General features: G+C 42.6%; 22 protein-coding genes. 10 read left to right on the forward strand and 12 right to left on the reverse strand.

Annotation, left to right across the window (positions count from 1 at the left end):
- Positions 1-394 precede the first annotated feature (394 nt).
- Positions 395-2,350 carry a CRTAC1 family protein gene (locus AHMF7605_RS23120; RefSeq protein ID WP_106932358.1) on the forward strand — a complete coding sequence of 652 codons (1,956 nt, stop codon included), beginning with the start codon at positions 395-397 and terminating at the stop codon, positions 2,348-2,350.
- Positions 2,311-3,906 carry an FG-GAP repeat domain-containing protein gene (locus tag AHMF7605_RS23125; protein WP_106932359.1) on the forward strand — a complete coding sequence of 532 codons (1,596 nt, stop codon included), beginning with the start codon at positions 2,311-2,313 and terminating at the stop codon, positions 3,904-3,906. The genes AHMF7605_RS23120 and AHMF7605_RS23125 overlap by 40 nt, the downstream gene beginning before the upstream one ends.
- Positions 3,907-4,012: 106 nt before the next feature.
- On the opposite strand, the gene AHMF7605_RS23130 is transcribed toward AHMF7605_RS23125, so the two are convergent.
- Both AHMF7605_RS23130 and AHMF7605_RS23135 read right to left on the reverse strand, forming a co-directional pair.
- Entirely contained in the window at positions 4,013-4,813 is an 801-nt protein-coding gene (locus AHMF7605_RS23130; RefSeq protein ID WP_233219227.1) for an NIPSNAP family protein, read from the reverse strand.
- A 213-nt stretch (positions 4,814-5,026) separates the two neighbouring features.
- Positions 5,027-5,719 (reverse strand): SGNH/GDSL hydrolase family protein, encoded by a 693-nt coding sequence (locus AHMF7605_RS23135; protein WP_106932361.1) that lies wholly within the window; start codon positions 5,717-5,719, stop codon positions 5,027-5,029.
- 302 nt (positions 5,720-6,021) lie between these two features.
- On the opposite strand from AHMF7605_RS23135, the gene AHMF7605_RS23140 reads away from it, so the two are divergent.
- Positions 6,022-6,747 (forward strand): LytR/AlgR family response regulator transcription factor, encoded by a 726-nt coding sequence (locus tag AHMF7605_RS23140; protein ID WP_106932362.1) that lies wholly within the window; start codon positions 6,022-6,024, stop codon positions 6,745-6,747.
- Here the strand turns inward: AHMF7605_RS23140 and AHMF7605_RS23145 are convergent.
- The 5 genes from AHMF7605_RS23145 to folP form a co-directional block, all read right to left on the reverse strand.
- The gene (locus AHMF7605_RS23145; protein WP_106933584.1) at positions 6,744-7,526 is read right to left on the reverse strand and encodes a creatininase family protein; all 783 of its coding nucleotides are present in this window, start codon (positions 7,524-7,526) and stop codon (positions 6,744-6,746) included. The two genes, AHMF7605_RS23140 and AHMF7605_RS23145, sit on opposite strands and share 4 nt — an antisense overlap.
- A 145-nt stretch (positions 7,527-7,671) precedes the next feature.
- A complete protein-coding gene (locus tag AHMF7605_RS23150) occupies positions 7,672-8,019 on the reverse strand; it encodes a hypothetical protein (RefSeq protein ID WP_106932363.1) in 348 nt (115 codons plus the stop codon).
- Positions 8,020-8,153: 134 nt separating this feature from the next.
- The gene (locus AHMF7605_RS23155) at positions 8,154-9,143 is read right to left on the reverse strand and encodes a PDDEXK nuclease domain-containing protein (protein WP_106932364.1); all 990 of its coding nucleotides are present in this window, start codon (positions 9,141-9,143) and stop codon (positions 8,154-8,156) included.
- A 103-nt stretch (positions 9,144-9,246) separates the two neighbouring features.
- Positions 9,247-10,095 (reverse strand): diadenylate cyclase CdaA, encoded by an 849-nt coding sequence (gene cdaA / locus AHMF7605_RS23160; RefSeq protein ID WP_106932365.1) that lies wholly within the window; start codon positions 10,093-10,095, stop codon positions 9,247-9,249.
- Between the two features lie 285 nt (positions 10,096-10,380).
- The gene (gene folP / locus AHMF7605_RS23165) at positions 10,381-11,244 is read right to left on the reverse strand and encodes a dihydropteroate synthase (protein WP_106932366.1); all 864 of its coding nucleotides are present in this window, start codon (positions 11,242-11,244) and stop codon (positions 10,381-10,383) included.
- Between the two features lie 43 nt (positions 11,245-11,287).
- Here folP and AHMF7605_RS23170 point away from each other — a divergent pair, with 43 nt between their 5' ends.
- From AHMF7605_RS23170 to AHMF7605_RS23190, 5 genes are all read left to right on the forward strand, one after another.
- Entirely contained in the window at positions 11,288-11,845 is a 558-nt protein-coding gene (locus AHMF7605_RS23170) for a DUF1599 domain-containing protein (protein WP_106932367.1), read from the forward strand.
- A complete protein-coding gene (locus AHMF7605_RS23175; RefSeq protein ID WP_106932368.1) occupies positions 11,832-12,929 on the forward strand; it encodes a BT_3928 family protein in 1,098 nt (365 codons plus the stop codon). Before AHMF7605_RS23170 ends, AHMF7605_RS23175 begins: the two co-directional genes overlap by 14 nt.
- The gene (locus tag AHMF7605_RS23180) at positions 12,926-13,984 is read left to right on the forward strand and encodes an ABC transporter permease (protein ID WP_106932369.1); all 1,059 of its coding nucleotides are present in this window, start codon (positions 12,926-12,928) and stop codon (positions 13,982-13,984) included. Before AHMF7605_RS23175 ends, AHMF7605_RS23180 begins: the two co-directional genes overlap by 4 nt.
- 188 nt (positions 13,985-14,172) lie before the next feature.
- Complete coding sequence (locus tag AHMF7605_RS23185; protein ID WP_106932370.1) at positions 14,173-14,706, forward strand: shikimate kinase; 534 nt, start codon at positions 14,173-14,175, stop codon at positions 14,704-14,706.
- Between the two features lie 74 nt (positions 14,707-14,780).
- Positions 14,781-15,392 carry a sterol desaturase family protein gene (locus AHMF7605_RS23190; protein WP_106932371.1) on the forward strand — a complete coding sequence of 204 codons (612 nt, stop codon included), beginning with the start codon at positions 14,781-14,783 and terminating at the stop codon, positions 15,390-15,392.
- Positions 15,393-15,490: 98 nt separating this feature from the next.
- Here AHMF7605_RS23190 and AHMF7605_RS23195 read toward each other — a convergent pair whose 3' ends face one another.
- On the reverse strand, positions 15,491-15,634 hold the full coding sequence (locus AHMF7605_RS23195; protein WP_233219228.1) for a hypothetical protein: 144 nt from the start codon (positions 15,632-15,634) through the stop codon (positions 15,491-15,493).
- Positions 15,635-16,127: 493 nt separating this feature from the next.
- Between AHMF7605_RS23195 and AHMF7605_RS23200 the strand changes: the two genes are divergently transcribed.
- On the forward strand, positions 16,128-16,328 hold the full coding sequence (locus AHMF7605_RS23200) for a hypothetical protein (RefSeq protein ID WP_106932373.1): 201 nt from the start codon (positions 16,128-16,130) through the stop codon (positions 16,326-16,328).
- 98 nt (positions 16,329-16,426) lie between these two features.
- Here the strand turns inward: AHMF7605_RS23200 and AHMF7605_RS23205 are convergent, their stop codons facing one another.
- The 4 genes from AHMF7605_RS23205 to AHMF7605_RS23220 all read right to left on the reverse strand — a co-directional run bounded on the left by AHMF7605_RS23205 (position 16,427) and on the right by AHMF7605_RS23220 (position 19,402).
- Positions 16,427-17,140: a hypothetical protein gene (locus AHMF7605_RS23205; protein ID WP_106932374.1), complete on the reverse strand. Its 714-nt coding sequence runs from the start codon at positions 17,138-17,140 to the stop codon at positions 16,427-16,429.
- A 91-nt stretch (positions 17,141-17,231) separates the two neighbouring features.
- Positions 17,232-17,813 (reverse strand): Crp/Fnr family transcriptional regulator, encoded by a 582-nt coding sequence (locus AHMF7605_RS23210; RefSeq protein ID WP_106932375.1) that lies wholly within the window; start codon positions 17,811-17,813, stop codon positions 17,232-17,234.
- 320 nt (positions 17,814-18,133) lie between these two features.
- A complete protein-coding gene (locus AHMF7605_RS23215) occupies positions 18,134-19,171 on the reverse strand; it encodes an MBL fold metallo-hydrolase (RefSeq protein ID WP_106932376.1) in 1,038 nt (345 codons plus the stop codon).
- A gap of 12 nt (positions 19,172-19,183) precedes the next feature.
- Positions 19,184-19,402 carry a hypothetical protein gene (locus AHMF7605_RS23220; RefSeq protein ID WP_106932377.1) on the reverse strand — a complete coding sequence of 73 codons (219 nt, stop codon included), beginning with the start codon at positions 19,400-19,402 and terminating at the stop codon, positions 19,184-19,186.
- 532 nt (positions 19,403-19,934) lie between these two features.
- Between AHMF7605_RS23220 and AHMF7605_RS23225 the strand changes: the two genes are divergently transcribed.
- Positions 19,935-22,901 carry a M16 family metallopeptidase gene (locus AHMF7605_RS23225; protein WP_106932378.1) on the forward strand — a complete coding sequence of 989 codons (2,967 nt, stop codon included), beginning with the start codon at positions 19,935-19,937 and terminating at the stop codon, positions 22,899-22,901.
- Positions 22,902-22,964: the final 63 nt, after the last annotated feature.

Genomic DNA, 22,964 nt, shown 5'->3' on the forward strand with positions numbered 1-22,964 from the left:
AGATATAATCAAATACAATTTGAAAAGAATATAAGTGGTTAGCAAATTTCTGTTAGATGATGATAGAAAGACAGTAGCTAAGAAAAACAGACACCCGTTTGGCTAAGGATGGCCTTCTAAGGTTCCGGTGTGCCGAGGAACGAACAAAGGAAGCTTAGACCCGCCCGGAAGAGCCAAACGAGGCCCACCGGCCAGGAGGCAAACAGGTTACTCATCAAACTAGATAGCACCAGTGCCTGGAGACGGGAAAAGGCTCCAAAGATAAACCACCCTTAGTACCTCTTTTAGATTTCAATCTGGTATAAAACTTTCGTTGGATACACATGAACCAATACCTATCCTGAAAATTGCTTATATTAGTTACTTTACTTGTGCTTTGCGAATCATTTAGATAATGAAAATTAAGTTTTTACTGCCATTTACTCTCTTCATTTGCCTGTTACCAGGTTGTCATTTATTTAAACAAGAAAAGCTGTTATTTACCTTACTAGAACCCGGCGAAACGGGCATTACCTTCCATAACACCATCACCGAAACGGATTCTTTAAACGTGCTAACCTACGGGTACATGTACAATGGCGGCGGGGTAGCCGTGGGAGATGTTAACAACGATGGCTTACCCGACCTTTACTTTTCGGGAAATATGGTTTCGAGCAAATTATACCTGAACAAAGGCAATTTCCAATTCGAAGATATTACAGTTTCTTCCGGCACGGCTACTAATCTATGGGTAAACGGTGTAACCATGGTAGATATAAACCAGGACGGTTTTTTAGATATTTATGCCTGTACCGTCAACCCAATAGCCGGAAAACCACAAACGCCCAACGTATTATTTATCAATAAAGGCTTAAATGCGGCTGGTAAACCTTTTTTTAAAGAAGAAGCTAAAGCCTATGGTTTAGCGGAAGCCGGTTACAGTACCCAGGCCGTTTTCCTGGATTATGATAAAGATCAGGACCTGGATATGTACTTGCTGCGTAATGCTCCCGAAGGCACGAGTAATCCCAATGTTCCCCGCCCCAAAATAACTAATGGCACTTCCCTGAGTACAGATAAATTGTTCCGGAACAATGGCAATAATACCTTTACTGATGTATCAAAAGAGGCGGGTATTTTGATAGAGGGTCGGGGTTTAGGTGTAGCGGTTAGCGATATTAACCAGGACGGCTGGCCCGATATTTATACCGCTAACGATTTTTTAAGCAACGACCTGCTTTGGATAAATAACCGGAACGGCACTTTTACGAATAAACTGAACCAATACCTCAAGCACACCAGCTACAACGGCATGGGCACTGATATTGCCGATTATAATAACGACGGGCTACCGGATATTGTGGAAATGGACATGATGCCGGAAGATAATAAGCGGCAAAAGCTAACTATGGAAGCACCTAACTACGAACGCTTTCAATTAAACAAGCGCTTAGGGTACGATATTCAATACGTCCGGAATACGCTGCAGATAAATAATGGCAACAATACTTTCAGCGAAATCGGGCAACTGGCCGGAGTGTATGCTACCGATTGGAGTTGGAGCGCTTTACTCGCCGATTACGACAACGATGGCTGGCGCGATTTATTTATTACCAATGGCTACTTAAAAGACATGATTAACTTGGATTACATGCACTACCAATCGGAGCAGGCAATGTTTGGTACCCAAGAAGCCATGGAAGCAAAACTGAAGAAAGAATTTAAGAAGCTGGAGAGCGTTATTGTGCCGAATTACATCTACCAAAATAAACACGATTTAACGTTTGCGAACAAAACAACTGATTGGGGCTTAGAAAAGCCGTCTACTTCTAACGGGGCCGCTTACGCGGATTTAGATAAGGATGGTGATTTAGATTTGGTGGTTAATAACCTCAACAGTCCTGCCTTTGTGTATCGCAACAACGCGGAAACTATCTTACAAACGCACTTTTTGAAAATACAATTGCAAGGGCAAGTACCCAACCGGGATGGTATTGGCGCTACTATCCAACTTAAAAGTAAAGGCCAGCAACAATTCTACGAGCATTACTTAACTCGGGGATACCAGTCATCGTTAGATAAAAGTATTCATTTTGGTTTAGGCAACACCACCTTAATTGATTCACTGGAAATTACCTGGCCCGACGGCAGCTATCAACTACTTACCAAGGTGCCCGCAAACCAAACCCTGACGCTGAAGCAGCAAAATGGTATTTTACGTAAACTGGTAGTGAAACCGGCGCCAAAACCACTTTTCAAAAAATTAATACCGCCTACGGAATTGCTTTTAAACACGAAGAAAACGACTACGTTGATTTTAAAAATCAGCCTTTGCTGCCGCATAAATACTCTCAAAGTGGACCCGGTTTAGCCGTTGGCGATGTAAATGGCGATAACCTCGACGATTTTTACGTGGGCGGTTCCGGTAATTATACAGGTACTATTTTTTATCAGACAAAACAAGGACGTTTCCAAAGTAAACCGCTAACCAAAACGCGAAATCGGGCGGATGATACGGGAAGCTTGTTTTTCGATGCGGACGGGGATAATGATCTGGATTTGTACGTAGTAAGCGGAGGCAACGAGTTTAAAGCTGCTTCTGACCAATACCAGCACCGCTTGTACCAGAACGACGGAAAAGGAAATTTCACGCTCGATAGTTTGGCCTTACCCCGAATGGTAGCCAGCGGCTCCTGCGTTACCGCCACTGATTTTGATAAAGACGGTGACCTGGATTTGTTTATTGGGGGCCGAAACGAACCGCAGAAATACCCCTTACCCGGACAAAGCTGTATTTTACGCAACCAAAATGGCCGTTTTACTAACGTTACCCAACAAGTATGCCCCGAGCTGGAGCGAGCCGGTATGGTAACCGCCGCCCTCTGGACGGATTTTGATAACGATAATCAAATTGATTTAATTCTAACCGGGGAGTGGATGCCTGTTTGCTTTTTTAAAAATCAAAAAGGAAAACTTACCAATGTAACTTCTGCTACGGGCTTAAAAAATACCAACGGTTGGTGGAACAGTTTAACGGCCGGCGATTTCGATAACGATGGCGATATGGACTATATAGCCGGTAATTTAGGGCTTAATTCAAAGTACAAAGCCAGTCCGGAACAGCCCGTAAGTGTATTCGCCAAAGATTTTGATAAAAACGGCAGCATCGACCCGGTTATTAGTTATTTTATTCAGAATACCAATTATCCGGCTCCCGCGCGCGATGCGCTTACCGACCAGATGGTAGCCATGCGCCGCCGGTTTCCCCGGTACGCCGATTACGGCGCCAGTACCACGGAAAGTCTTTTTACCGAGGAGGAATTAAAAGATGCTTATACCTATAAGAGTTACACCTTTGCCAGCAGTTATATCCAGAACAATGGCCACGGAAAATTTACGCTCCAAGCTTTGCCCCTAACAGCTCAATACGCGCCGGTTTTTGGAATGAACGTGGCCGATTTTAATTACGATGGCAATTTAGATGTTTTATTAGTCGGTAATTCTTTTGCTTCGGAAACGGCCGTAGGTTATTACGATGCCTTTAATGGTGTTTGCTTGCTGGGCAACGGAAAAGGTAAATTCAGGACCTTACCGCCCAAAGCAACCGGTTTAAAAGTTTCCGGCGATGCCAAAGCTATGGTTAGGCTAATAACAATTAATAAGCAGCCATTAGAAATAATAAGCTGCAACGCGGACAGCCTGCAGGTTTATCAGGGATTAAATCCAATCGGTAAAGATTCGATTATCCGCCTCAGACCAACCGATGCTTATGCCGATCTGCTATTTAAAAATGGTAAAAAACGCCACGAAGAATTTTTCTACGGTAGTGGTTATTTGTCTCAATCTTGTCGGGCACTATTTGGTACCGGATTAGAAACAATCATTATAACGGATTTTAGCGGCAAGCAAAGGCAAGTTAAGTTGTAATTTATACCCACTTAAGATAAAGGCAGTACCCGGTTGCAGATACTGCCTGTATTTTCAATCCTTTTAGTACTCGTAACTTTTAATATTCAGCTAAGCAGGTTTAATTTTATATCTGCGAATAGGAGGTAGGTATTAAAAAAGTACGGGTAATATTCGATACAATTTTAGCGTCGGCGTATTCCGGCATGCCGCTTATCTTTTTCCATTCGGGGTCGCTGCCAAAGGTTTTCCAGTTACGGTCGTGTTCGGCCATATCGTCGAAGGTAAGCAGGTAGGTTAAGTTAGGACGCATTTCGCCAATAATTGCTTCACCAAAAAATACGGGCGTTAAACCTACCCGCTTAAATATGGCAATTTCGCCTTTGTTAAACATTTCCATCTTCTTTTTACCGGCGGCTTCGCTAGCGCTTTCGTAACGGCGAAGTTCAAATATGCGCGGCTGATTAGCGGGTATTTCCAATTTGGGCATACCCGTAAAGGCTTCCAGCAAAGAACTTTCAATGCGTTCGTAGGCTGGTTCCGTAGCCGGAGCGTTTAAATAAGCCGCCCCTGCCTGCTGAAAGGGGGCATCTGCCAGCAAACGTTCATTCGTTTTGGTAAAATCTTCCAACGACTTATACGGAATAATAACGTAAATTTTGGTTTGACCGGTAGGTTGCTGCTCCGTGAACACGCCTACATTTTTACTGCCCAAGCGATTAAGGGCCGGAATGGCCGCATTCTGAAAATAGTCTTCTACCAGTTTTTGCTGCGTTTCGTTTTTTAACGAGTATACCCGCAATTCGTAGTACTCTGGTTTACTAGCTTTTTGTTTAACTGAACCAAATGCTGGATTTAAAAAAGGAACGGTGCTGGATAAACAGCCGCTCAGGAGCGAAGCTTTTACAAAGGTGCGTCGTTTCATCATGGAATAAAAAATCTGATATTTTAAATGAAATACTAATTATAGGGTAATAAGGAGAAAAGACTAAAATAAGTTAAATGGATACAAGTCTTTTATCTGGTGGTAAGTTAATTGTAGGTCGATGGGTGTTATAAATTGTAATTACTCACAAATCAACTAATTAAAAGTATGGACTATGGACTAAACACTAGTATCTAACCACTAAAATTCCGTGCTTTATTTTAAGTAAGCCAACATTTGTTCCGCTACTAAGCGGTTACCCGCGGCATTTAGGTGTACCCGGTCGGTAGTTAAAATACCTTGTTCGGCATTTTCGGTATTTTGCTCTTTCAGGTGTTTGAGAAAGGCGGTGCGTAAATCGCAGAGTTTTACTTTGGTTTCGCGGGCTACTTTCCGGCTAATAGTGGCGTACTGCTCCAGCATGGCATCTTCGGCGTTGCTGCCATCCGGTTTTTCTCCAATTACACTGGGCGTACATAAAACTACTTTTGCCCCAGTAGCTTTAATTTGATTAATGATATCTTTCAGGCCGGTTTCGTATTGCCCAACAGGCGTACCACCGGCTTTATCTTTGCAGCACGGATGCGTAAAATGCCACACGTCGTTAATGCCAATATAAATAAATACTAAGTCGGGTTTTTTGGCGAGCACATCGGTAGCTAAGCGCTTTTGTAAATCGGGTACTTTGTTGCCGCTTATACCCGCACCTACCAAGTTAAAGCGCGAACTTTTGCCGCTTTTAGTCAGCTCCTGATTCAACACATCAATGTAGCCACCCGGTTTTACGGCCGCTTGGGTTATTGAATCGCCAAAAAATACCACGGTTTTCGTTTTAGGAGCCGGGATAAAGGCGAGTAAAAGCCCAATTACAAAGAAAGAAATAAGTGCTAAGAAGCGGGTTTGTTTCATAAAAAAATGGTGTAGAGAAGAAGTTTTACAATAGTATCTTTTTAGCTGTTCCATCACGTTTATCAACTTAAATAACTGCTGGAGCAGAATCCTGAATTTGATTCTTTTTTTGTAGCAAAACAAATTTGTCTTTCTTATAATTTTTTATGTTTTGGTTTATAAGAAAAGAATGCTCGGGAACAAAATGAAATATAAATAGTTTATATACTTGAAATAAGAAGCTAATTATCCGAAAAGTACCTACTTTTCGGATAATTAGCCCTATTGATTTTAGTTATTAATAGCTATTAAAAACTACGTTCATGCTCGCGCCACTGGTTGTTCATTCTCCTTTTAAATGTAAATGCTTAATTATAGACGACGATATTTTTTCGACGAAGATTATTCAAAAGTTTATCTCGAATACGGATTTCCTGGAATTAATGGGTACGGCAAGCGGAGGCATTGAAGCTTCCCGCATTTTAAGGGAAACGGCCGTAGATATATTGTTTCTGGATATGGAAATGCCGGATATGTCGGGGCTGGATCTGCTGAGTACTATCAGCAACAAAGATTTACTTGTAATTGTAACCAGTGCCAGCCGCGATTATGCCGTAGAAGCTTTTGAAAAGAACGTGATTGATTACCTGGTAAAACCCATTACGTACCCCCGTTTTCTGATTGCCGCTCAAAAAGCGTATGATAAATTAAACCAACGCCAGCACACCAATACCTCCGCCGATTTCACTTTTGTAAAAGTAGAGCAAAAGCTGATAAAAATTTATTTTGCCGATATTCAATACATAGAAGCGCTCGGCGATTACGTGCACATTGTGTCTAACAACAAAAAAACAATTGTGTACGCCACCATGAAATCTATTGCCAACCGTTTCCCGGTAAATAAATTTATCCGGGTACATCGTTCTTTTATCGTTAATTTAGATGCTATAACGGCCGTAGAAGATAATAACGTAACGATTGGTTCTAAATTTATTCCTATTGGCGCTACCTACGCCAAAGGTGTATTGCAACTGCTTAGCAAGTTTTAAATACTCTGATTTCTTTCGTACAAATTATTTAAATCGGCGTGGGCCAGTTCCACCAAATAGCTGGCAATATTAGCAGAAGTAGCCTCTATAAATTTCTTACCTTTTTCAGGAGTAGAGCGGGCCGGATTACCGACGCCGGTGTCGTTGGTGGCTTTGGTCCAGGCGCGGGGAGTCCAGGCCCAACCTTCCTGATGCGCCTTTAGCTTTAATTTGTTGCTTTTACCCAATCCCGCTTCCGATAAAGGTAATACCCAATCCGGGTTTACGTGCATTACGGCGCTGGTTTCGAGTTCGCCGGCATGGTCGCCGGGTTCGTCAAAAAAGTCGGTGTCTTTGGCAGTTCGCCACCAGTTAACCGTAGAAATAAACATATCCGGATGGCTACCCTGTAATTCCCGGATCATCTGCCGAAAATCGTTGCCGCCGTGGGCATTCAAAACTACCAGTTTTTTAATATTCTGTCCGGATAAGGAATCTACAATGTCGCGCAGCACCAGAGCCTGCGTTGCCGGGTTCATATTAATGGTAAATGGAATATCTAACTGACCGGTATTAACGCCAAAGGCTATGGAAGGCAGCACCATTACTCTGGTATCTTGTTCCCAGGTCAACCGGGCCGCCTCTGCTGCCACGTGCTCGGCCAGAATAGTGTCGGTAGCGTAAGGCATATGATAATTGTGGGCTTCGGTAGCGCCCCAGGGCAAAACGGCTACTTTGTAGCGGGTATCTTTAACAGTTTTCCAGTTGGTTTCGGATAGAATATAAGGTCTGGGCAACATAGCTTTCGGAAATTTGGTCAAAGTGCTGAGCTGATTAAAAGGCCAAATTATAAATTTTGCTTTACGTTATGCTCGGGTATTGGTTAAAATGTTTTCCGAAAGTTGCGGTTGTTGTATTTGAAGAGCCAATAGCGAGTTTTAATTTCTATAACTTTTCGTACTGCATTACTGCGCCATCTAAGGAAATATCAGCGCCCCAATAAATAGTTAATTTTCCATTCCTAATTTCTAGAAATTGCATGGATGCATTTATATCATCATCATCGTAAATAATTCGCTCCATTAATTCACCATTAAAAGATTTTCCTGAAATCAGCGTGTACGTGCCGTTTTTAGTGAGTTGCCCATTAGAATACTTGGAATAATTAGTATCCTCAAACTTTAAAATATTACCATTGCCGGGAGTGTATTTAGGATGAACCATTAAGCCGCCCACAACTGAACGAAGTTCCCAAGTACCGGTTAAGGTATTATCAATTTTTCTTTCCGGCAACCAAGAGTACAAGTAAGATTAAGCAGAATAAAGAATAGAACCAATTTCTTCATGGGATTTAAAATATATAATTAGATGACCCATGCAGAGAGCTTTTGGTTGTATATAGATAGTAAAATTAGCATATAACTTTTTTACCTATTGTTATTCAGTTCAAAATGAATCCGGTCGGCTTCTATTAGTTGAATTAACTCTTCTTCCTTAGGTAGATATAAGCGGTATTTGCTCGCAAAGAGCTGTTCGTTTTCGGCTAGCACCGAGTATTTTACAATCGTTTCGTCTTTTTCCGTGCACAAAATAATGCCAATCGTGGGATTATCGCCTTCGCTGCGTTTTAAGTCGTTGTACATGCGCACGTACATATCCATCTGCCCAATGGCCGCATGTGTAAGCTTATCCGTTTTAAGATCAATCAGCACAAAGCATTTGAGATAATAATTGTAGAAAACGAGATCAATATAAAAGTCGGAGGTATCGGTTACAATATGTTGCTGCCGGGCAACAAAGGCAAAGCCTTTTCCCAATTCCATTAGAAATTGCTGCAAATGATTGATGAGTGAGGTTTCTATTCTGCTTTCGCTTACGGCTGTATTGTAGGGTAATCCTAAAAACTCGAAAATATACGGGTCTTTTAACAATTGCTGAGCTTTTGGTATTTTGCCGGCGATACTAGAATCCAATATGCGGCCAATGTATTGCGTTTTTATATTTCGCTGTAGAGTACGGGTGTCCCAGTTACTCTCTACGGCGTGTTGTAGATATTTTTCTCTAAGACCTTCACTTTCTAGCCGACTGAGAATACGGTAATGCGTCCAGCTCAATTCGTGACGCAGCGCGTCACGAATTGGAAAAGCTATATAAAATTGGCGAATGTTACGCAAGTTACTTTCGTCGAAACCTTTGCCAAATTCGAGAGTAAGCTGCCGGGAGAGATTTTTGAGCACTTCTTTGCCATAAGCAGCTTTTGCTTTGCCTTGTTGCTCGTCTTCCACGATAAGCTTGCCTATTTGCCAATACATCTGAAGCAAAATAGAATTATTGTTTTTAAAGGCCAAGCTTTTGGCTTGAATGATAATTTCCTTTACTGCCGTAAGAAGTTCTTTTCCCGTTTGAATACTGTTCATTTTTTGTCAATCATTCTTTTAACTTGGTACGCATGAGTACTAAATGGCCGGTTTCAATATAATAAAATAAACGGGCTAGTAAGGATAAAAGAAAGGGTAAATTCTAGGCTACTGATACTGATTTTTCTCCGGCAGGAGCGGTTGTTGATTTAGGCTCGATATCGAAGAGGAAGTGGTTGAGCTTAGAACGCAAATCGGCGGCCGCGAGGTTGCGGTATACTTGCCCATTTCGAACCAAGGCTATTTGGCCGGTTTCTTCTGAAACTACCAACACCACACTATCGGTTACTTCGCTTAAGCCAATAGCGGCCCGGTGCCGCAAACCCATGGAGGCGGGTACATCCGTATTTTCGGTAACGGGTAAAATACAACGCGCTGCTTTAATCCGGTTATTGGCAATAATTACGGCCCCATCGTGTAGCGGGCTGGTTTTATTAAAAATAGAAAGCAGTAAACGTTTAGAAACTACCGCATCAATCGTGTCGCCGGAATCAGCGTAAAATTTTAGCTCGGAGCTGCGGGCAAAAACAATTAGAGCACCAATATTTTTGCCCGCCAATGATTTAGCCGCTTCAATAAAAGGCGTCAAATTAATGCGATTTTCGTTCTCGGATTTGCGCCACGGAAAGCCCAGGAAAAATTTATCGCTGTTAAAAGGGGTGCTTTTGCCAATCATCATCAGGAAGCGCCGGATTTCCTGCTGAAACAAAATAATCATGGCAAGTACGCCCACTCCCATAAATTGCCCCAGAATAATCGTAAGCAATTCCATACCGGCTGCTTTTACTACCAGGTACAAGAGGTAAATAGAAAGCAAACCCACAAAGATTTTAAGCGCCACGCTCCCGGTAAGCACTTTATACAACTGGTACAGCAATACCGTTACCAGCAAGATATCCGCGATATCGAGCCAGTTTATTTCCAAAAAGCCAATGGTAAATAACGGTATCAAATTAGTTTCAGGTTACAGGTTGCAAATTATTTTAAGTTACAACTTACAGATTGCAAGTTGATTTAATATTTATTTCGTTATGGTTAAAGTCAAAGATTAAGCAACGTCTATTTTTAATATTTATTTTTGGTTAAGGTTGCAAACGTTTTATTTCCGTATCAACTATAATCAAACTATAAAAAATCATAAATTTTGGTTGCCTAGAGCATCATAATCAAGCGATAAACAATTTGTCAACTGGCAATCTGTAACCTGCAACTTAATGCGACTTGCAACCTGTAACCTTCAACCTGCAACCTGTAACCTACTCACCAATTTAATGGTTTGTACGGCTTCTTTCACGTCGTGAACCCGCAAAATGCTGGCGCCTTGGAGCAAAGCCAATGTGTTTAGAGCAATAGTGCCCGGCAGGGCCTCCGTAGCTTCTATGCCTAAGGTTTTGTAAGTCATCGATTTGCGCGAAAGACCTGCCAAAACCGGTAGTTCAAATAAGCTAAACTCGTGTAGGTTTCGCAGTAACATAAAGTTTTGCTCTATGGTTTTGGCGAAACCAAAGCCAGGATCAATAATAATATCTACTACTCCGGCCGCGCGTAATTGGGCCACTTTTTGCTCAAAATACGTCACCAATTCCAATAGCAAATTATCGTAATTAGTTAGCTGCTTCATGGTTTGGGGCGTACCCCGCATGTGCATTAAAATATAAGGCGCTTTTAAAGCCGCGGCTTTCGCAAACATAGCTTCATCCAGGCTACCTCCCGAAATATCGTTGATAATAGAGGCTCCGGCTTTTACGGCCGCTTCGGCTACCTGGGACCGGAAAGTATCAATCGAAATAAGAGTGCCCGGCAGAGCTTTTCGGATAGCTTCAATAGCCGGTATAACCCGGTCCATTTCTTCGGTCACCGAAATATCCTCGGCTCCCGGACGCGACGAATATCCGCCAATGTCCAGGATATCTGCTCCTTCGGCCAACATTTTTTCGGCCTTAGCTACTACCTGATCGAGGCTAATGAGCCGGCTGCCCTCGTAAAAAGAATCAGGCGTTACATTTAAAATCCCCATGACTACCGGGGTGGCCAGCGAAAGGATTTTTCCGTGGCAGTTAAGAGTGCTCTTTTTGTAAAAAAACGTATCTTTCGCCTTCAAACCGGGATATCTGTTTACGATTCTCTAAAATAAGCCTAAAAAGTTGATTAATCAAACGCTGTCGGAATATAAACGGGTAATTAGTGCCTGTCAGGAAATTTTTATTAAAAAAACTAGTGATTACGGTACGGCCTGGCGCATTTTACGCTTGCCTTCCATTACCGATCAAATTTTTATTAAAGCCCAACGCATCCGGTCCATTCAGGAAAAGGGGGTGCAGAAAGTGCCCGAAGATATTACGTCGGAGTTTGTGGGAATTATAAATTATTGCGTGATTGCTCTCATGCAAATGGACCTGGCCGATGAAACCGAACTGGAAATTCCTGCTGCAAAGGTAGCTGCCTGGTACGAAGCGCACATCGAAAAAAACATTCAATTGTTATTAGCTAAAAACCACGATTACGGCGAGGCCTGGCGCGATATGCGCGTTTCGTCTATCACCGATATCATTTTAATGAAACTTTACCGAACTAAGCAAATTGAAGACAATCAGGGGCAAACCTTGATTTCGGAAGGAGTGGAGGCGAACTACCGCGACATGATTAACTACGCCGTTTTTGCCTTGATAAAACTAAATTTTAACAGCCATGAGACTAATTAGCAGATTAAGCTGGCTTTTTGTAGGTGGCTTGTTTATTTTTTCGGGCCTGATTAAAATAAACGACCCCGTTGGCACCGCCATTAAACTGGAAGAATATTTTGATGTATTTGCCGCCGATTTTTCGTCGTTTTTTTTAATTTTTAAACCTTATGCGCTTTTTTTATCTATTTTTTTGAGTGCGCTGGAAATAATATTGGGCGTGGCTTTGCTGCTGCGCTGGCGTTTGCGACAAATTCTGCGGGGTTTGTTGGTTCTGATTATTTTCTTTACGTTTCTCACTTTTTACTCGGCTTACTTTAACAAAGTAACCGATTGCGGTTGTTTCGGTGATGCCATTAAACTCACGCCTTGGCAGTCGTTTTCGAAAGATATTTTATTGCTGCTATTAATTGTGGTATTGCTGGCTACGCGCCGGTATTTGCCCGAAACCAAAACGGCCAGAGTAGCGGGAGTTTTGGTAGCCCTTACGGCTATTCTTTCGTTTGGAATCGGAATTTACGCTTATAACCACGAGCCATTCATTGATTTCCGGGCGTATAAAGTAGGCAATAACATTCCGGCATTGATGAAACCTTCTTCGCCGTTGCGTTACAAATATATTATGGCAAGAAATGGCCAGGAAAAAGAGTTTACGCAGTATCCCACCGACTCTACCTGGAAATTCAAACAAATGGTAGCCATAAATCCGGAAGATGGGCCTAAGATTACCGATTTTAATGTGTGGAACGATCAGGGCGATTTTACCCAGGAAGTATTTAGCGGTAATAAGCTGCTTATTCTGGTGCAGGACGTAAGCAAAGTGAACCCCAAAAAATTTGCGGATATTAATAACCTGATTGTGGCCGCCGAAAAGTCAAGTAAAAACATTAAACCGGTGGTTGTTACCGCCAGCAGCACCCAGGATTTTGACGTTTTCCGGCACGAAGCAAATTTAAGCGCCCCGTATTATTTTGGCGATGCCACCGTGCTTAAAACTATGATGCGGGCGAACCCCGGTATTATGTTATTAAAAAATGGTCAGGTAGTAGGTAAGTGGCATTATAACGATACGCCCGGTATTCAAACCGTAGAGCGGCAATTATGAACGGGCTGCGCTTCGTTGGGCAAAGGTTAGCGCACGGCCTGCTGATAATGTTAGGAGTGGTGGTGGCTGTGTTTTTTTTGTTTAACGTTTTGCCCGGCGACCCGGTAGCGATGCTGGCTGGTCAGCGGAACGATATTGCTACCCGCGCGGCTATTATTGCCGACTTAGGTTTGGATAAACCGTTACCTGCGCAACTGCTCTATTACCTGAATGATATTTCGCCAATATCCGTACACCCAGATACCCCCGATAATCAGCAAAAATATAATTACCAACGCTTATTTACATTCGGTAACCAGGCCGTAGTACTTAAATGGCCATATTTGCGCCGTTCGTTTCAGAGTAATAAACCAGTAACCGAAATTCTATTAGACCATTTAGTAGGTACCCTTTGGCTGGCAGGCGCGGCTATGGTGCTCGCCACCTTTTTCGGAATACTACTGGGCATGGCAGCGGCTCTTAAACCGCATAGCTTTCTGGATCATGCCTTTATTACCTTATCGGTGCTGGGAATTTCGGTGCCCTCATTTGTGGCCGCTATAATTATCGCTCTTACGTTTGGCTTTTACTGGAGCAATTTTACCGGCCTGAGCCTTACCGGTCAACTCTACGAAGTGGATGCTTTTACGGGGCGGCATTTAGTTTGGCAAAATTTATTATTACCGGCCTTGGCGTTGGGTATTCGGCCGTTGGCCGTTATTATGCAGCTAACCCGGGCCTCTATGATCGACGTACTCACCCAGGATTTTATTCGTACTGCCCGGGCAAAAGGCTTGTCTTCTAAGCAGGTTATCTGGCGGCACGCCTTAAAAAATGCTTTAAACCCTGTTATTACGGCTGTTTCGGGTTGGCTGGCTTCGCTCATGGCGGGCGCTTTTTTTATCGAGTATATTTTTAACTGGAAAGGCCTGGGCTCCGTTACGCTGCACGCCGTCGAAAACCTGGATTTTCCGGTGGTAATCGGCGCTACCCTGCTCATTGCTTTTCTGTTTATTTTAATTAATATTCTCGTTGATTTGCTTTACGCGGTGGTAGATCCGCGGGTAAAGCTGTAAACCCCACCGCCTACGGCACCTCCCCTGTTTTTAGGGGCGGTGCAGTGGGGTAATATAGTAATAGCTTAAATGAAGAAATAAGGGCAACTAACTGAGCCCATTACTGCGTAAAAATAAAACTTATCCCTTTCTTTCTGGCTTGCTACCGAAACTCTTAATACTTTTACACCGATATTTAGATAATATTTGTGACTGATAGCCGTATTTATTTAGTTGGTATGCCGGGCTCGGGTAAAACCACTTTAGGCCGCCAACTAGCCACGCATTTACATTTGCCTTTTATTGATTTAGACCATTATATTGAGCGCAAAGAAGGTAAAAGCGTCCGGAAAATATTTGAAAAAACCGGTGAGTCGTGGTTCCGTAAAACCGAGGCATTGGCGCTGCGGCAAGCTACCGAAGAAAACGAGCAAGCTGTAATTGCTACCGGGGGCGGTACTCCTTGCTTTGAAGGAAACATGGATTTTATTAATCGCCATGGCCTAAGTGTTTACCTGCAGGTGCCGGTAAACGAAATATTATCCCGGATGAAAGCCGAAGGCATTGCTGTAAGGCCTTTATTAGCCGGAAAAACAGATGAACAGTTGTATCAGTTTTTTTCTGAAACATTAACCAGCCGTCAACAGTTTTACACGAAGGCAGTTTTAACCTACGCAAGTTTAAATCCTACGGCCGCTGAAATATTTCATTTAGTAGATAACTGGCGGCTAAAAAAGGTATAGCACCAGGTTGTTACCTTATTAAAAAGAATCTTTATTAATTTAGTTGTACGTTTAATCAATCGTTTATTAAAGAGATGAAACCAAATCATAAAGGCTCCGCCCAACTTTTTAAAAATCCGGTTCTGGAAAAATTGACTCATACGCATATTGCGTTGCCTATTTCCATTTTCATTGTAATTGCAACGGGTCTTATTTATTATGGCTTAACCCACGGCTTTATAACAGTTTTATCCGCTTTAGGGCTTTTTATGGTGGGTTGGTTTATTTTTACTTTTGTGGAGTATATGGCGCACCGGCATGTTTTTCACATGGAAACCGACACTGAGGTAAAGAAAAACATTCAGTATACTTTTCACGGGAACCACCACGATTATCCAAAAGATAAGTCGCGGCTAGCCATGCCTCCCATTGTTAGTTTATTTATTTCATCGTTCTTCTTTTTTGTGTTCAAGCTAATTTTTGGTTCGGCTGTATTTGGTATTTTGTCCGGCTTTTTATTTGGCTACGCCGTTTATTTATTTGTGCACTACGCGGTACACGCTTACGCGCCACCGAAAAATTTCTTAAAAATATTGTGGGTACACCACAGCATTCACCATTACAAACACGACGATAAAGCCTACGGAGTATCGTCGCCGCTTTGGGATTGGATTTTAGGAACCATGCCACCGGAAAAATCTAAATAAATTGCCAACAGTAAAGTCTTGATTGGCATTTTTTGCAAAAACTCTTACAACAAAAAAGCTCCTTTTCAGGAGCTTTTTTGTTGTAAGAGTTTTTAGTTTTAAACTCTCGGACCACGTATTTTGCGTAGCAGCCAAAGCACAAACAACACTACTACTACAATCCCGATAACGGCCGTCCACATGCCCGCTTTAAAAATATCGCCGATAACCTCACAACTTGTTACGGTGAGGGCTAGGAACATAAGGAATATGGGAAAAAAGTATCTAAAATTTTTCATGATTAGTTGGTTAATTATGACAAAGTAAATGATGTTATTTTCTGGTAATTCTACCAAAACAAGAGAATATACCCGTATATAGGAGTAATACTATAGCCAGGAAAAAAGGTTGGGTTATTCCGGCGGTAAACCCTTATTTTATATTCTTCTAATCTATTTTTTGCCACTTGGTGGTACTGCCCGATAACCAGAAAAAATACAGAATCAATTTTTTTAAAAGCTTATGGTTTGCTTTAGCTAAAAGATAGAGGCGGTAATAATATTGAAACAAGCTTTTGGCTATTTTCTTATTGTTTATTTAATGCTCTCAATTGATTTGCATTGCTCCTCGGAACAGATTAAAATTTATTTAATACCCGTATTCCGAAGCATAAAATACGGGCATCCAGCTCAACTTTTATCTTTGTTTGCAGTAAACTTTTATAGAACAAACCATTAATCACTAAGAGGTATTATTATGTCAGACGAAAATAAAAAAGGCAAAACCATAAAAGACGCGGAAGGCCATGAATTTACGTTCGAGGAAACAGCCGAATCGAACGAAAATGATTTACAAGTACTGGATGTAACCGATGCAGAAGCTAAAAAGAAAGATAAAGGTAAAAAAGGAGACACCGTAACCGATGAAGAACGGCAAGCTAATTTTGAAATGGATTAATATTTTAGCAGCGTTGCCGCAAGAAAGCCGAATTAATTAAAAGCCGACAAATAATAATTTAGGTTTTTAATTAATTCGGCTTTTATAAATGGGCTTTTCTACGGTAAACTTTGGTTGAAGGAAACAGGAGTAGTTTTTTTGCTTAGTATAATAAGTTTACGAATACTGGTTAAATGGGCCAGTAAAACCGCCGGTACAATAACGGAGGGTAACCAAACAAAAGGAAAATACAACAAGGCAATATTGGGTTGGTCGAAAGCAAACTTCTGAAAAGGCGTTGGAACCGATAAAATAGCATTTACCACAATATTCAATAAAAGCCCCAGACAGATAAAATTCCAAATCAAGAGCAATTTTGGGGATAACCGGTTTTTTAGCAAGCCAAAATAATAGACAAGCGGCGCGGTTAAGCCAGAGATAGTATCTAAGTTACGACCTTCAAAGGTCATTAAAGTCGGAACCATTTGGTGCAATGCCAGACTAAAAAGAGTTACTTCTACGGGTATTCTAACTACATGTAATAAGGTTAGCCATTTAAGTTGTAAACTAGCCAAAAAGTGTTGGCCCTTATTGGTGGAGAATAAAAGAATAATTCCTATTAAAGGCGGCAGTACTAAAAAAACAAATCGGGGCGGCAAAGCATTCGTATTGGTATAAAATTGCGCTAAGCCCAGAATACTTTGTAAGGCAAGCCACGAAATTCCTAAAATAATAATGGCTTTGGAACGGTTAGCTGCCCGGTACAGCAGCCAAAGAGTTAGGAGCGTGGTGCCGGCGAAGAAAAAACTAATGTAAGCGGGTAAGTTTTCCACAGGGTTACGGATTAAAGTTTTATATTAACCCAAAGGAAATACTACTATAGGTTTTCTCTCTTGCCAAATGGCAGGAAATAAATTTTGAGCTTTATTTTTTTAAATATTCTTTGCGGATGCGGCTTAATGAGGTGTCCGTTATGCCTAGGTAAGAAGCAATATGTTTCAGGGGCGCGTGTTGAAAAATCTCCGGATTTGATTTTAGCAGTTGCCCGTAGCGTTCTTCGGCTGTTTCGGTAATGGTGGCGAGCATTCTGTTTTTAAGCCGGGTAAGAACTTTCACCAAAATAGAACGGCCAAACTCCCGGAATTCGGGAAAGGCATGGAAAAAATGATTTAGCTGTTCGTAGGTAATATACCAGCCTTCGCAATCGGTTAAAGCTTGAATGTTTTCTTGGGAGGCAGTCCGGTTAAAAAAAGAAGATACTTCAAAAACAACGTGCGAACGAGAATAAAAACTGGTGGTAACATCGTTACCGTGAACATCGTAGGCGAAAGCCCGCATAAAGCCCTTTTCCAGGAAAAGGTATTCGTTACAAACATGGCCTTCTTTTAATTGCAAATTATTTTTAAGAATAGTTTTCCGCGAAAATTGATTAGCAATTTCAATTGCCTTGGATGAGGGAATAAGCTGGGTACTCTGAAGAAACTGAATCAAGCTTTCCTTCTTCATTTCGTTCAGCAATTAAGGTTACAGGAGAAATTGTTTACGCTCATTTACAATCAAATCGGAAAATAAGCAAAATAGCTGAGTTTTAGTAATTGCCGTCGGTTATTTCTAAGAATAACGGGTTCTTTGAATAAAACTTTCGCCCGAAAGAACCGGCAATTGGGGCCGGACAGCTAAATCTTTCTAAGCACATTTAGGCAACCGGAACGGCCGCTTTTTTTAATAGACTTTGTAATTAGCCCGTTTGTATTGCTTAAAACTATAAAAGCAGACTTTTGGGTCTGCTTTTTTATATTCTCTACCATAGCCTACTATTAGCTACCTCACGGATAATTATTCGTTGTTTCTTCGGAGTAGGTCGGGTAACTATCGGTATTGTCGTCGAGAGTATCTAAGAATCGTTTCGATTGTTTGCGGCGACTAATAGCTAAAACAGCCATGCCGGCCAAGGCTACCAACCCCGCTGTTACCAATGCTTTAGGTACCGCCGGGTTCGATACCGCAGGAGGCAATTTTACTACTCCTCGCTCATCGGTTACTGCGGGCTCATTCACGTAACGGCCCGAAGTGGGAACCGCTAATTGATCGAAATAATGCACCAGTTCATCTAGTTCAAATAACATGGTTTCGCCTTGCATGGGCATGCCATGACCACTAGCCACAATCTCCGGGCGTAAATCGGCCAGCTTTTCTACCGAATTCCGGGCTGCTTCCCAATCGCTGGTATAATACGAAGGTGGTCCATGAATTTCTTTCCGGTCGGTCATAACCGCAATCGCCGATTCAGGTTCGCGGGTACTAAAAGCATCACCCACAATTAAGGTTCGGTCACTGTCGCGGAATAAAGATACGTGACCCGCGGTGTGGCCGGGTGTATGCAGCCAGCGCCAGCCCAGTAAACCGGGCACCGATCCATCCGAAGGCAAAGCTTGTACTTGTCCGGTTACATCAATGGGTTTTTTCGGATACAGCCAGGCCATATACGCCATGGCGCCCCCGCCTACGGTAGGGTCGGGTGGGGGATACGACGATAAGCCCGTTAAATAAGGCATCTCTAAAGAGTGGGCATAAATAGGTACTTGCCACTCCGCTGCTAATTCTTTTAAAGCACCTACGTGATCGAAGTGCCCGTGCGTGAGAATGATTGCCGTAGGGCGGGTTCCTTTGCCGTACAAGCCTTCCGCGATATGTTTAATTTTACCCGCTGAACCATACAAACCCGCATCTACCAATACCCAGGAGTCATCGGAGTTACTCACCAGAAACAGGTTTACAAACACAATCTTAATTCCGGTAACGCCCGGCGCCACCGGAAAATGATTTTTATCCTTCGGGGATACTTTACCTGCAGTTGTTTCCATAATTTAAAATGATTAGCTGTCTTCGCGGCCGGCAATACTTTCTTCGTTTCCCTGGTCATGCGAGCTGTTTTCGTCACCGTCCGTAGATTTAGCGCCCTGGCCGCCCTGGCCGTGTTGCGAGTAATCGGTACCGCCTTCTTCCTCGTGGTTTGGGGTGTTTATATTTTGTTGATCGGGAGCAGAAACAATTTCTTTTTCATTATCAGGTGATTTCTGTTCTTTATTTTCCATAGTTTAGGTTTTAAGAATGAAACAAAAACACCGGCAATAGCGCCGGAACTTTTCTTACGCACATTTGCGCCTAAAGTCTATAAACCCCATTAAAAAAGTACGAAGTTACTTAAAAGCAAGCCACAAAAGAGTTGTTTTTATTAGTTAAAAAGGTAAAATATCCGAATGGCTGACCAGTAGAAATTAGTATAATGAACATCAGGAGCTAATCCTTAAACAATGAGCCTGGTACCCCATTGGGCATCGGAAAAAATCTAGAAGTGAGCTGTTTTGGTAATAGCTTAATTATCGACGAAATAACTACTGTGCAATAGATAAATGTGCTGCTTAACTTTCGGGATTCTCCTTTTTTAATGAGTAATTTTTGCATCCATTTTTCTTTCTGACTAAGTTCGGTTTTACCCGCGTTTTGTCTTAGAACAAAGCGCGGGTAAAAGAATGTGATTGGTGGAGAAGGGTTTTCACCCGGAACAGAGTAATAATATGAGAAAGATTTTTTATAATTACAGAAAGATAATTTTTCTCAGATTATATGTTTCAAAAAGTAAAATTAGTGCTTTGTGGTTGGGCGGTTCTAGCCTTATCCTTGCCAATCAACGCTCAAAAAACGGGTTCAGCGTTAAAGCCCGTCGAAAAAGTTGCCCGTAAAGGCAGCGAACTGGTTATTCCCTACGAAAAGTACGTGCTTCCTAATGGTCTTACGCTGGTAGTACACGAAGATCATTCCGACCCGATAGTACACGTGGATGTAACCTACCACGTAGGTTCGGCGCGCGAAGAAGTGGGTAAATCCGGTTTTGCGCATTTCTTTGAACACATGATGTTTCAGGGCAGTGACCACGTGGCCGATGAAGAACATTTTAAAATTGTAACGAATGCCGGAGGTACTCTCAACGGTTCTACCAATAAAGACCGGACTAATTACTACGAAACTATTCCTAGTAATCAACTCGAAACAGCTTTGTGGTTGGAAGCCGACCGCATGGGCTTTTTACTCGATGTTGTTACCCAGAAGAAATTTGAAATACAGCGGTCTACCGTTAAAAATGAGCGGGGCCAGAATTACGATAACCGGCCTTATGGGTTAGTAGGGGAAACTACTGCCCGAACCTTGTATCCGTATGGGCATCCGTATTCGTGGTTAACCATTGGTTACATCGAAGACCTGAACCGCGTAAACGTGGATGATCTGAAAAACTTTTTCCTGCGTTGGTACGGTCCCAATAATGCTACGGTTACCGTGGGTGGCGACGTGAATCCGAAAGACGTGGTAAAAATGGTAGAAAAGTACTTCGGCTCCATTCCACGTGGTCCGGAAGTAAAAAATAGGAAATTAGCCGCGGTTACTTTACCGCAGGACCGCTATGTGTCTTACGAAGACAATGTCCGGTTCCCGCTTTTGCAAATGGTATTTCCCACCGTGCCCAACCGCCATCCTGATGAAGCGCCATTAGATTGCTTAGCCGAAATTTTAGGCGGCGGTAAAAACTCCATTTTATATAAAAATTTAATTAAAGAACAAAAAGCAGTGCAGGCCGATGCCAGCCATCCGGCTTCTGAATTAGCCGGCGAGTTTACCCTTCGGGTACTGCCTTTCCCGGGCCAGACTTTAGCCGACATGGAAAAAATGGTACGGGCCTCCTTACAAGAATTTGAAAAAACCGGCGTTACCGACGATGCTATTACCCGCTTTAAAGCCAAATACGAATCCGATATTATTAACAGCCTGGAGAGCGTAGCCGGTAAAGTATCGCAGTTAGCGGCTAACCAAACGTATACCGGCAGCCCTAATTACCTGCCTACCGACTACAAGGTGCACATGGCCGTAACTAAAGCCGATGTGATGCGGGTGTATAACCAATACATCAAAAACAAGCACGCCGTTATTTTAAGTGTGGTGCCAAAAGGACAAGCCCAGGCCGTAGCCAAACCCGATAATTTTAAACCTACTACCGATGGGTACAAAGCGCCAGCCGACCAATACGCTGGCCTGAAATACGTAAAACCGAAAGATAATTTCGACCGGAGCCAACGGCCGGGAGCCGGTAAAAACCCGGTGGTAACAGTGCCTCCTTTTTACCGCGATAACTTGCCGAATGGTATTAAAATAATTGGTACCGAAAACAAAGAAGTACCCATGGTTACGCTGCTGTTTAGTATGCAGGGCGGCCATAAATTATCGGCTAAAGATCCTTCCCGAGCCGGAATTGCCTCCTTAATGGCGGCCATGCTCAACGAATCTACGGAGAAATATACCGCCGAAGATATTAACAGTCAGCTTGAAAAACTAGGTAGCAGTATCTCCGTATCGGGTGGCACGGAAGCTATTAACGTTACCGTAGAATCGCAGGTAAAGAACCTGGATGCTACGCTGGCTTTGCTCGAAGAACGCCTATTACGTCCGCGCTTTGATCCGGTTGATTTTGAACGTTTGAAAAAACAGCGCCTCGAAGCGATTGCCAACCAGGCTACTCAGCCTACCGTTATTGCCGATAACGTGTACAATAAATTACTTTACGGCGAAGGTAATATTTTAGCGGTTCCGGCTATTGGTACCGCCGCCACGGTGAATACTATTACTTTGGAGGATATAAAGAATTTTTACCGCGAAAATTTCTCACCTTCGGTTACAAATCTGGTCATTGTGGGCGATATCAAGCAACAGGATATTAAGCCGAAGCTGGCCTTTTTAGAAAAGTGGACGGCTAAACCAGTAACCATGCCGGTACTGCCACCCATGCCTTCCGGGGATAAATCTAAAATTTATTTGGTAGATAAAGAAAAAGCGGCCCAGTCCGAAATCCGGATTGGTTATTTAGCGTTGCCTTATGATGCTACCGGCGAGTACTATAAGTCCGGGTTAATGAACTACATTTTGGGCGGTAACTTTAATAGCCGGATTAACTTAAATCTGCGCGAAGCGAAAGGCTATACGTACGGCGCCCGTTCGGGATTTTCGGGTACTGAGTTGGTAGGACCTTTTACCGCTCAGGCGGGGGTGCGAGCCAATGTGTCGGATAGTGCGGTAGTAGAATTCTTGAAAGAAATAAAAACTTTCCGCAGCGAAGGTATTCACGACGACGAATTGGCTTTCCTGAAAAGCTCGGTAGGACAACGAGATGCTTTGAAATATGAAACCCCGTATCAGAAAGCAGTTTTCCTGAACAATATCATTAAATATAATTTAGATGCCGACTTTGTAAAGAAGCAAAACGAAATTTTGCAAAATATCACCAAAGAAGAAATCAATACTTTAGCGAAGAAAAATCTGCCGCTGGAAAAAATGAACATTATGCTGGTGGGCGATAAGGCATTAATTAAACCTGGACTAGAAAAATTGGGCTACGAAGTGGTAGAGTTAGATACCGAAGGCAACCAAGTGAAGCAAACGGCAACGCCGACCGCTCCGGTTACCCCGGCTACGCCTGCTCCCGCTGAGAAAAACAAAAAAGCGCCGGCCAAACCACGTAAATCCATGCCGGAAATTCGGACATCGTAAGTAAACGGCGTACCTGAAATGTAGAAAGCCCTTGCCACCGCAAGGGCTTTTGCTTTAAATAAG

It is taken from the genome of Adhaeribacter arboris (genome assembly GCF_003023845.1).
GTDB classification, from domain to species: domain Bacteria; phylum Bacteroidota; class Bacteroidia; order Cytophagales; family Hymenobacteraceae; genus Adhaeribacter; species Adhaeribacter arboris.

What these genes read in the sequence shown, in the direction of transcription:
- AHMF7605_RS23120 (WP_106932358.1), top strand. Translation starts at nt 395, where the DNA reads ATGAAAATTAAGTTTTTACTGCCATTTACTCTCTTCATTTGCCTGTTA.
- AHMF7605_RS23130 (WP_233219227.1), bottom strand. Translation starts at nt 4,813, where the DNA reads ATGATGAAACGACGCACCTTTGTAAAAGCTTCGCTCCTGAGCGGCTGT.
- AHMF7605_RS23135 (WP_106932361.1), bottom strand. Translation starts at nt 5,719, where the DNA reads ATGAAACAAACCCGCTTCTTAGCACTTATTTCTTTCTTTGTAATTGGG.
- AHMF7605_RS23140 (WP_106932362.1), top strand. Translation starts at nt 6,022, where the DNA reads ATGCTCGCGCCACTGGTTGTTCATTCTCCTTTTAAATGTAAATGCTTA.
- AHMF7605_RS23145 (WP_106933584.1), bottom strand. Translation starts at nt 7,526, where the DNA reads ATGTTGCCCAGACCTTATATTCTATCCGAAACCAACTGGAAAACTGTT.
- AHMF7605_RS23155 (WP_106932364.1), bottom strand. Translation starts at nt 9,143, where the DNA reads ATGAACAGTATTCAAACGGGAAAAGAACTTCTTACGGCAGTAAAGGAA.
- AHMF7605_RS23175 (WP_106932368.1), top strand. Translation starts at nt 11,832, where the DNA reads ATGAGACTAATTAGCAGATTAAGCTGGCTTTTTGTAGGTGGCTTGTTT.
- AHMF7605_RS23180 (WP_106932369.1), top strand. Translation starts at nt 12,926, where the DNA reads ATGAACGGGCTGCGCTTCGTTGGGCAAAGGTTAGCGCACGGCCTGCTG.
- AHMF7605_RS23190 (WP_106932371.1), top strand. Translation starts at nt 14,781, where the DNA reads ATGAAACCAAATCATAAAGGCTCCGCCCAACTTTTTAAAAATCCGGTT.
- AHMF7605_RS23195 (WP_233219228.1), bottom strand. Translation starts at nt 15,634, where the DNA reads ATGTTCCTAGCCCTCACCGTAACAAGTTGTGAGGTTATCGGCGATATT.
- AHMF7605_RS23200 (WP_106932373.1), top strand. Translation starts at nt 16,128, where the DNA reads ATGTCAGACGAAAATAAAAAAGGCAAAACCATAAAAGACGCGGAAGGC.
- AHMF7605_RS23210 (WP_106932375.1), bottom strand. Translation starts at nt 17,813, where the DNA reads ATGAAGAAGGAAAGCTTGATTCAGTTTCTTCAGAGTACCCAGCTTATT.
- AHMF7605_RS23215 (WP_106932376.1), bottom strand. Translation starts at nt 19,171, where the DNA reads ATGGAAACAACTGCAGGTAAAGTATCCCCGAAGGATAAAAATCATTTT.
- AHMF7605_RS23220 (WP_106932377.1), bottom strand. Translation starts at nt 19,402, where the DNA reads ATGGAAAATAAAGAACAGAAATCACCTGATAATGAAAAAGAAATTGTT.
- AHMF7605_RS23225 (WP_106932378.1), top strand. Translation starts at nt 19,935, where the DNA reads ATGTTTCAAAAAGTAAAATTAGTGCTTTGTGGTTGGGCGGTTCTAGCC.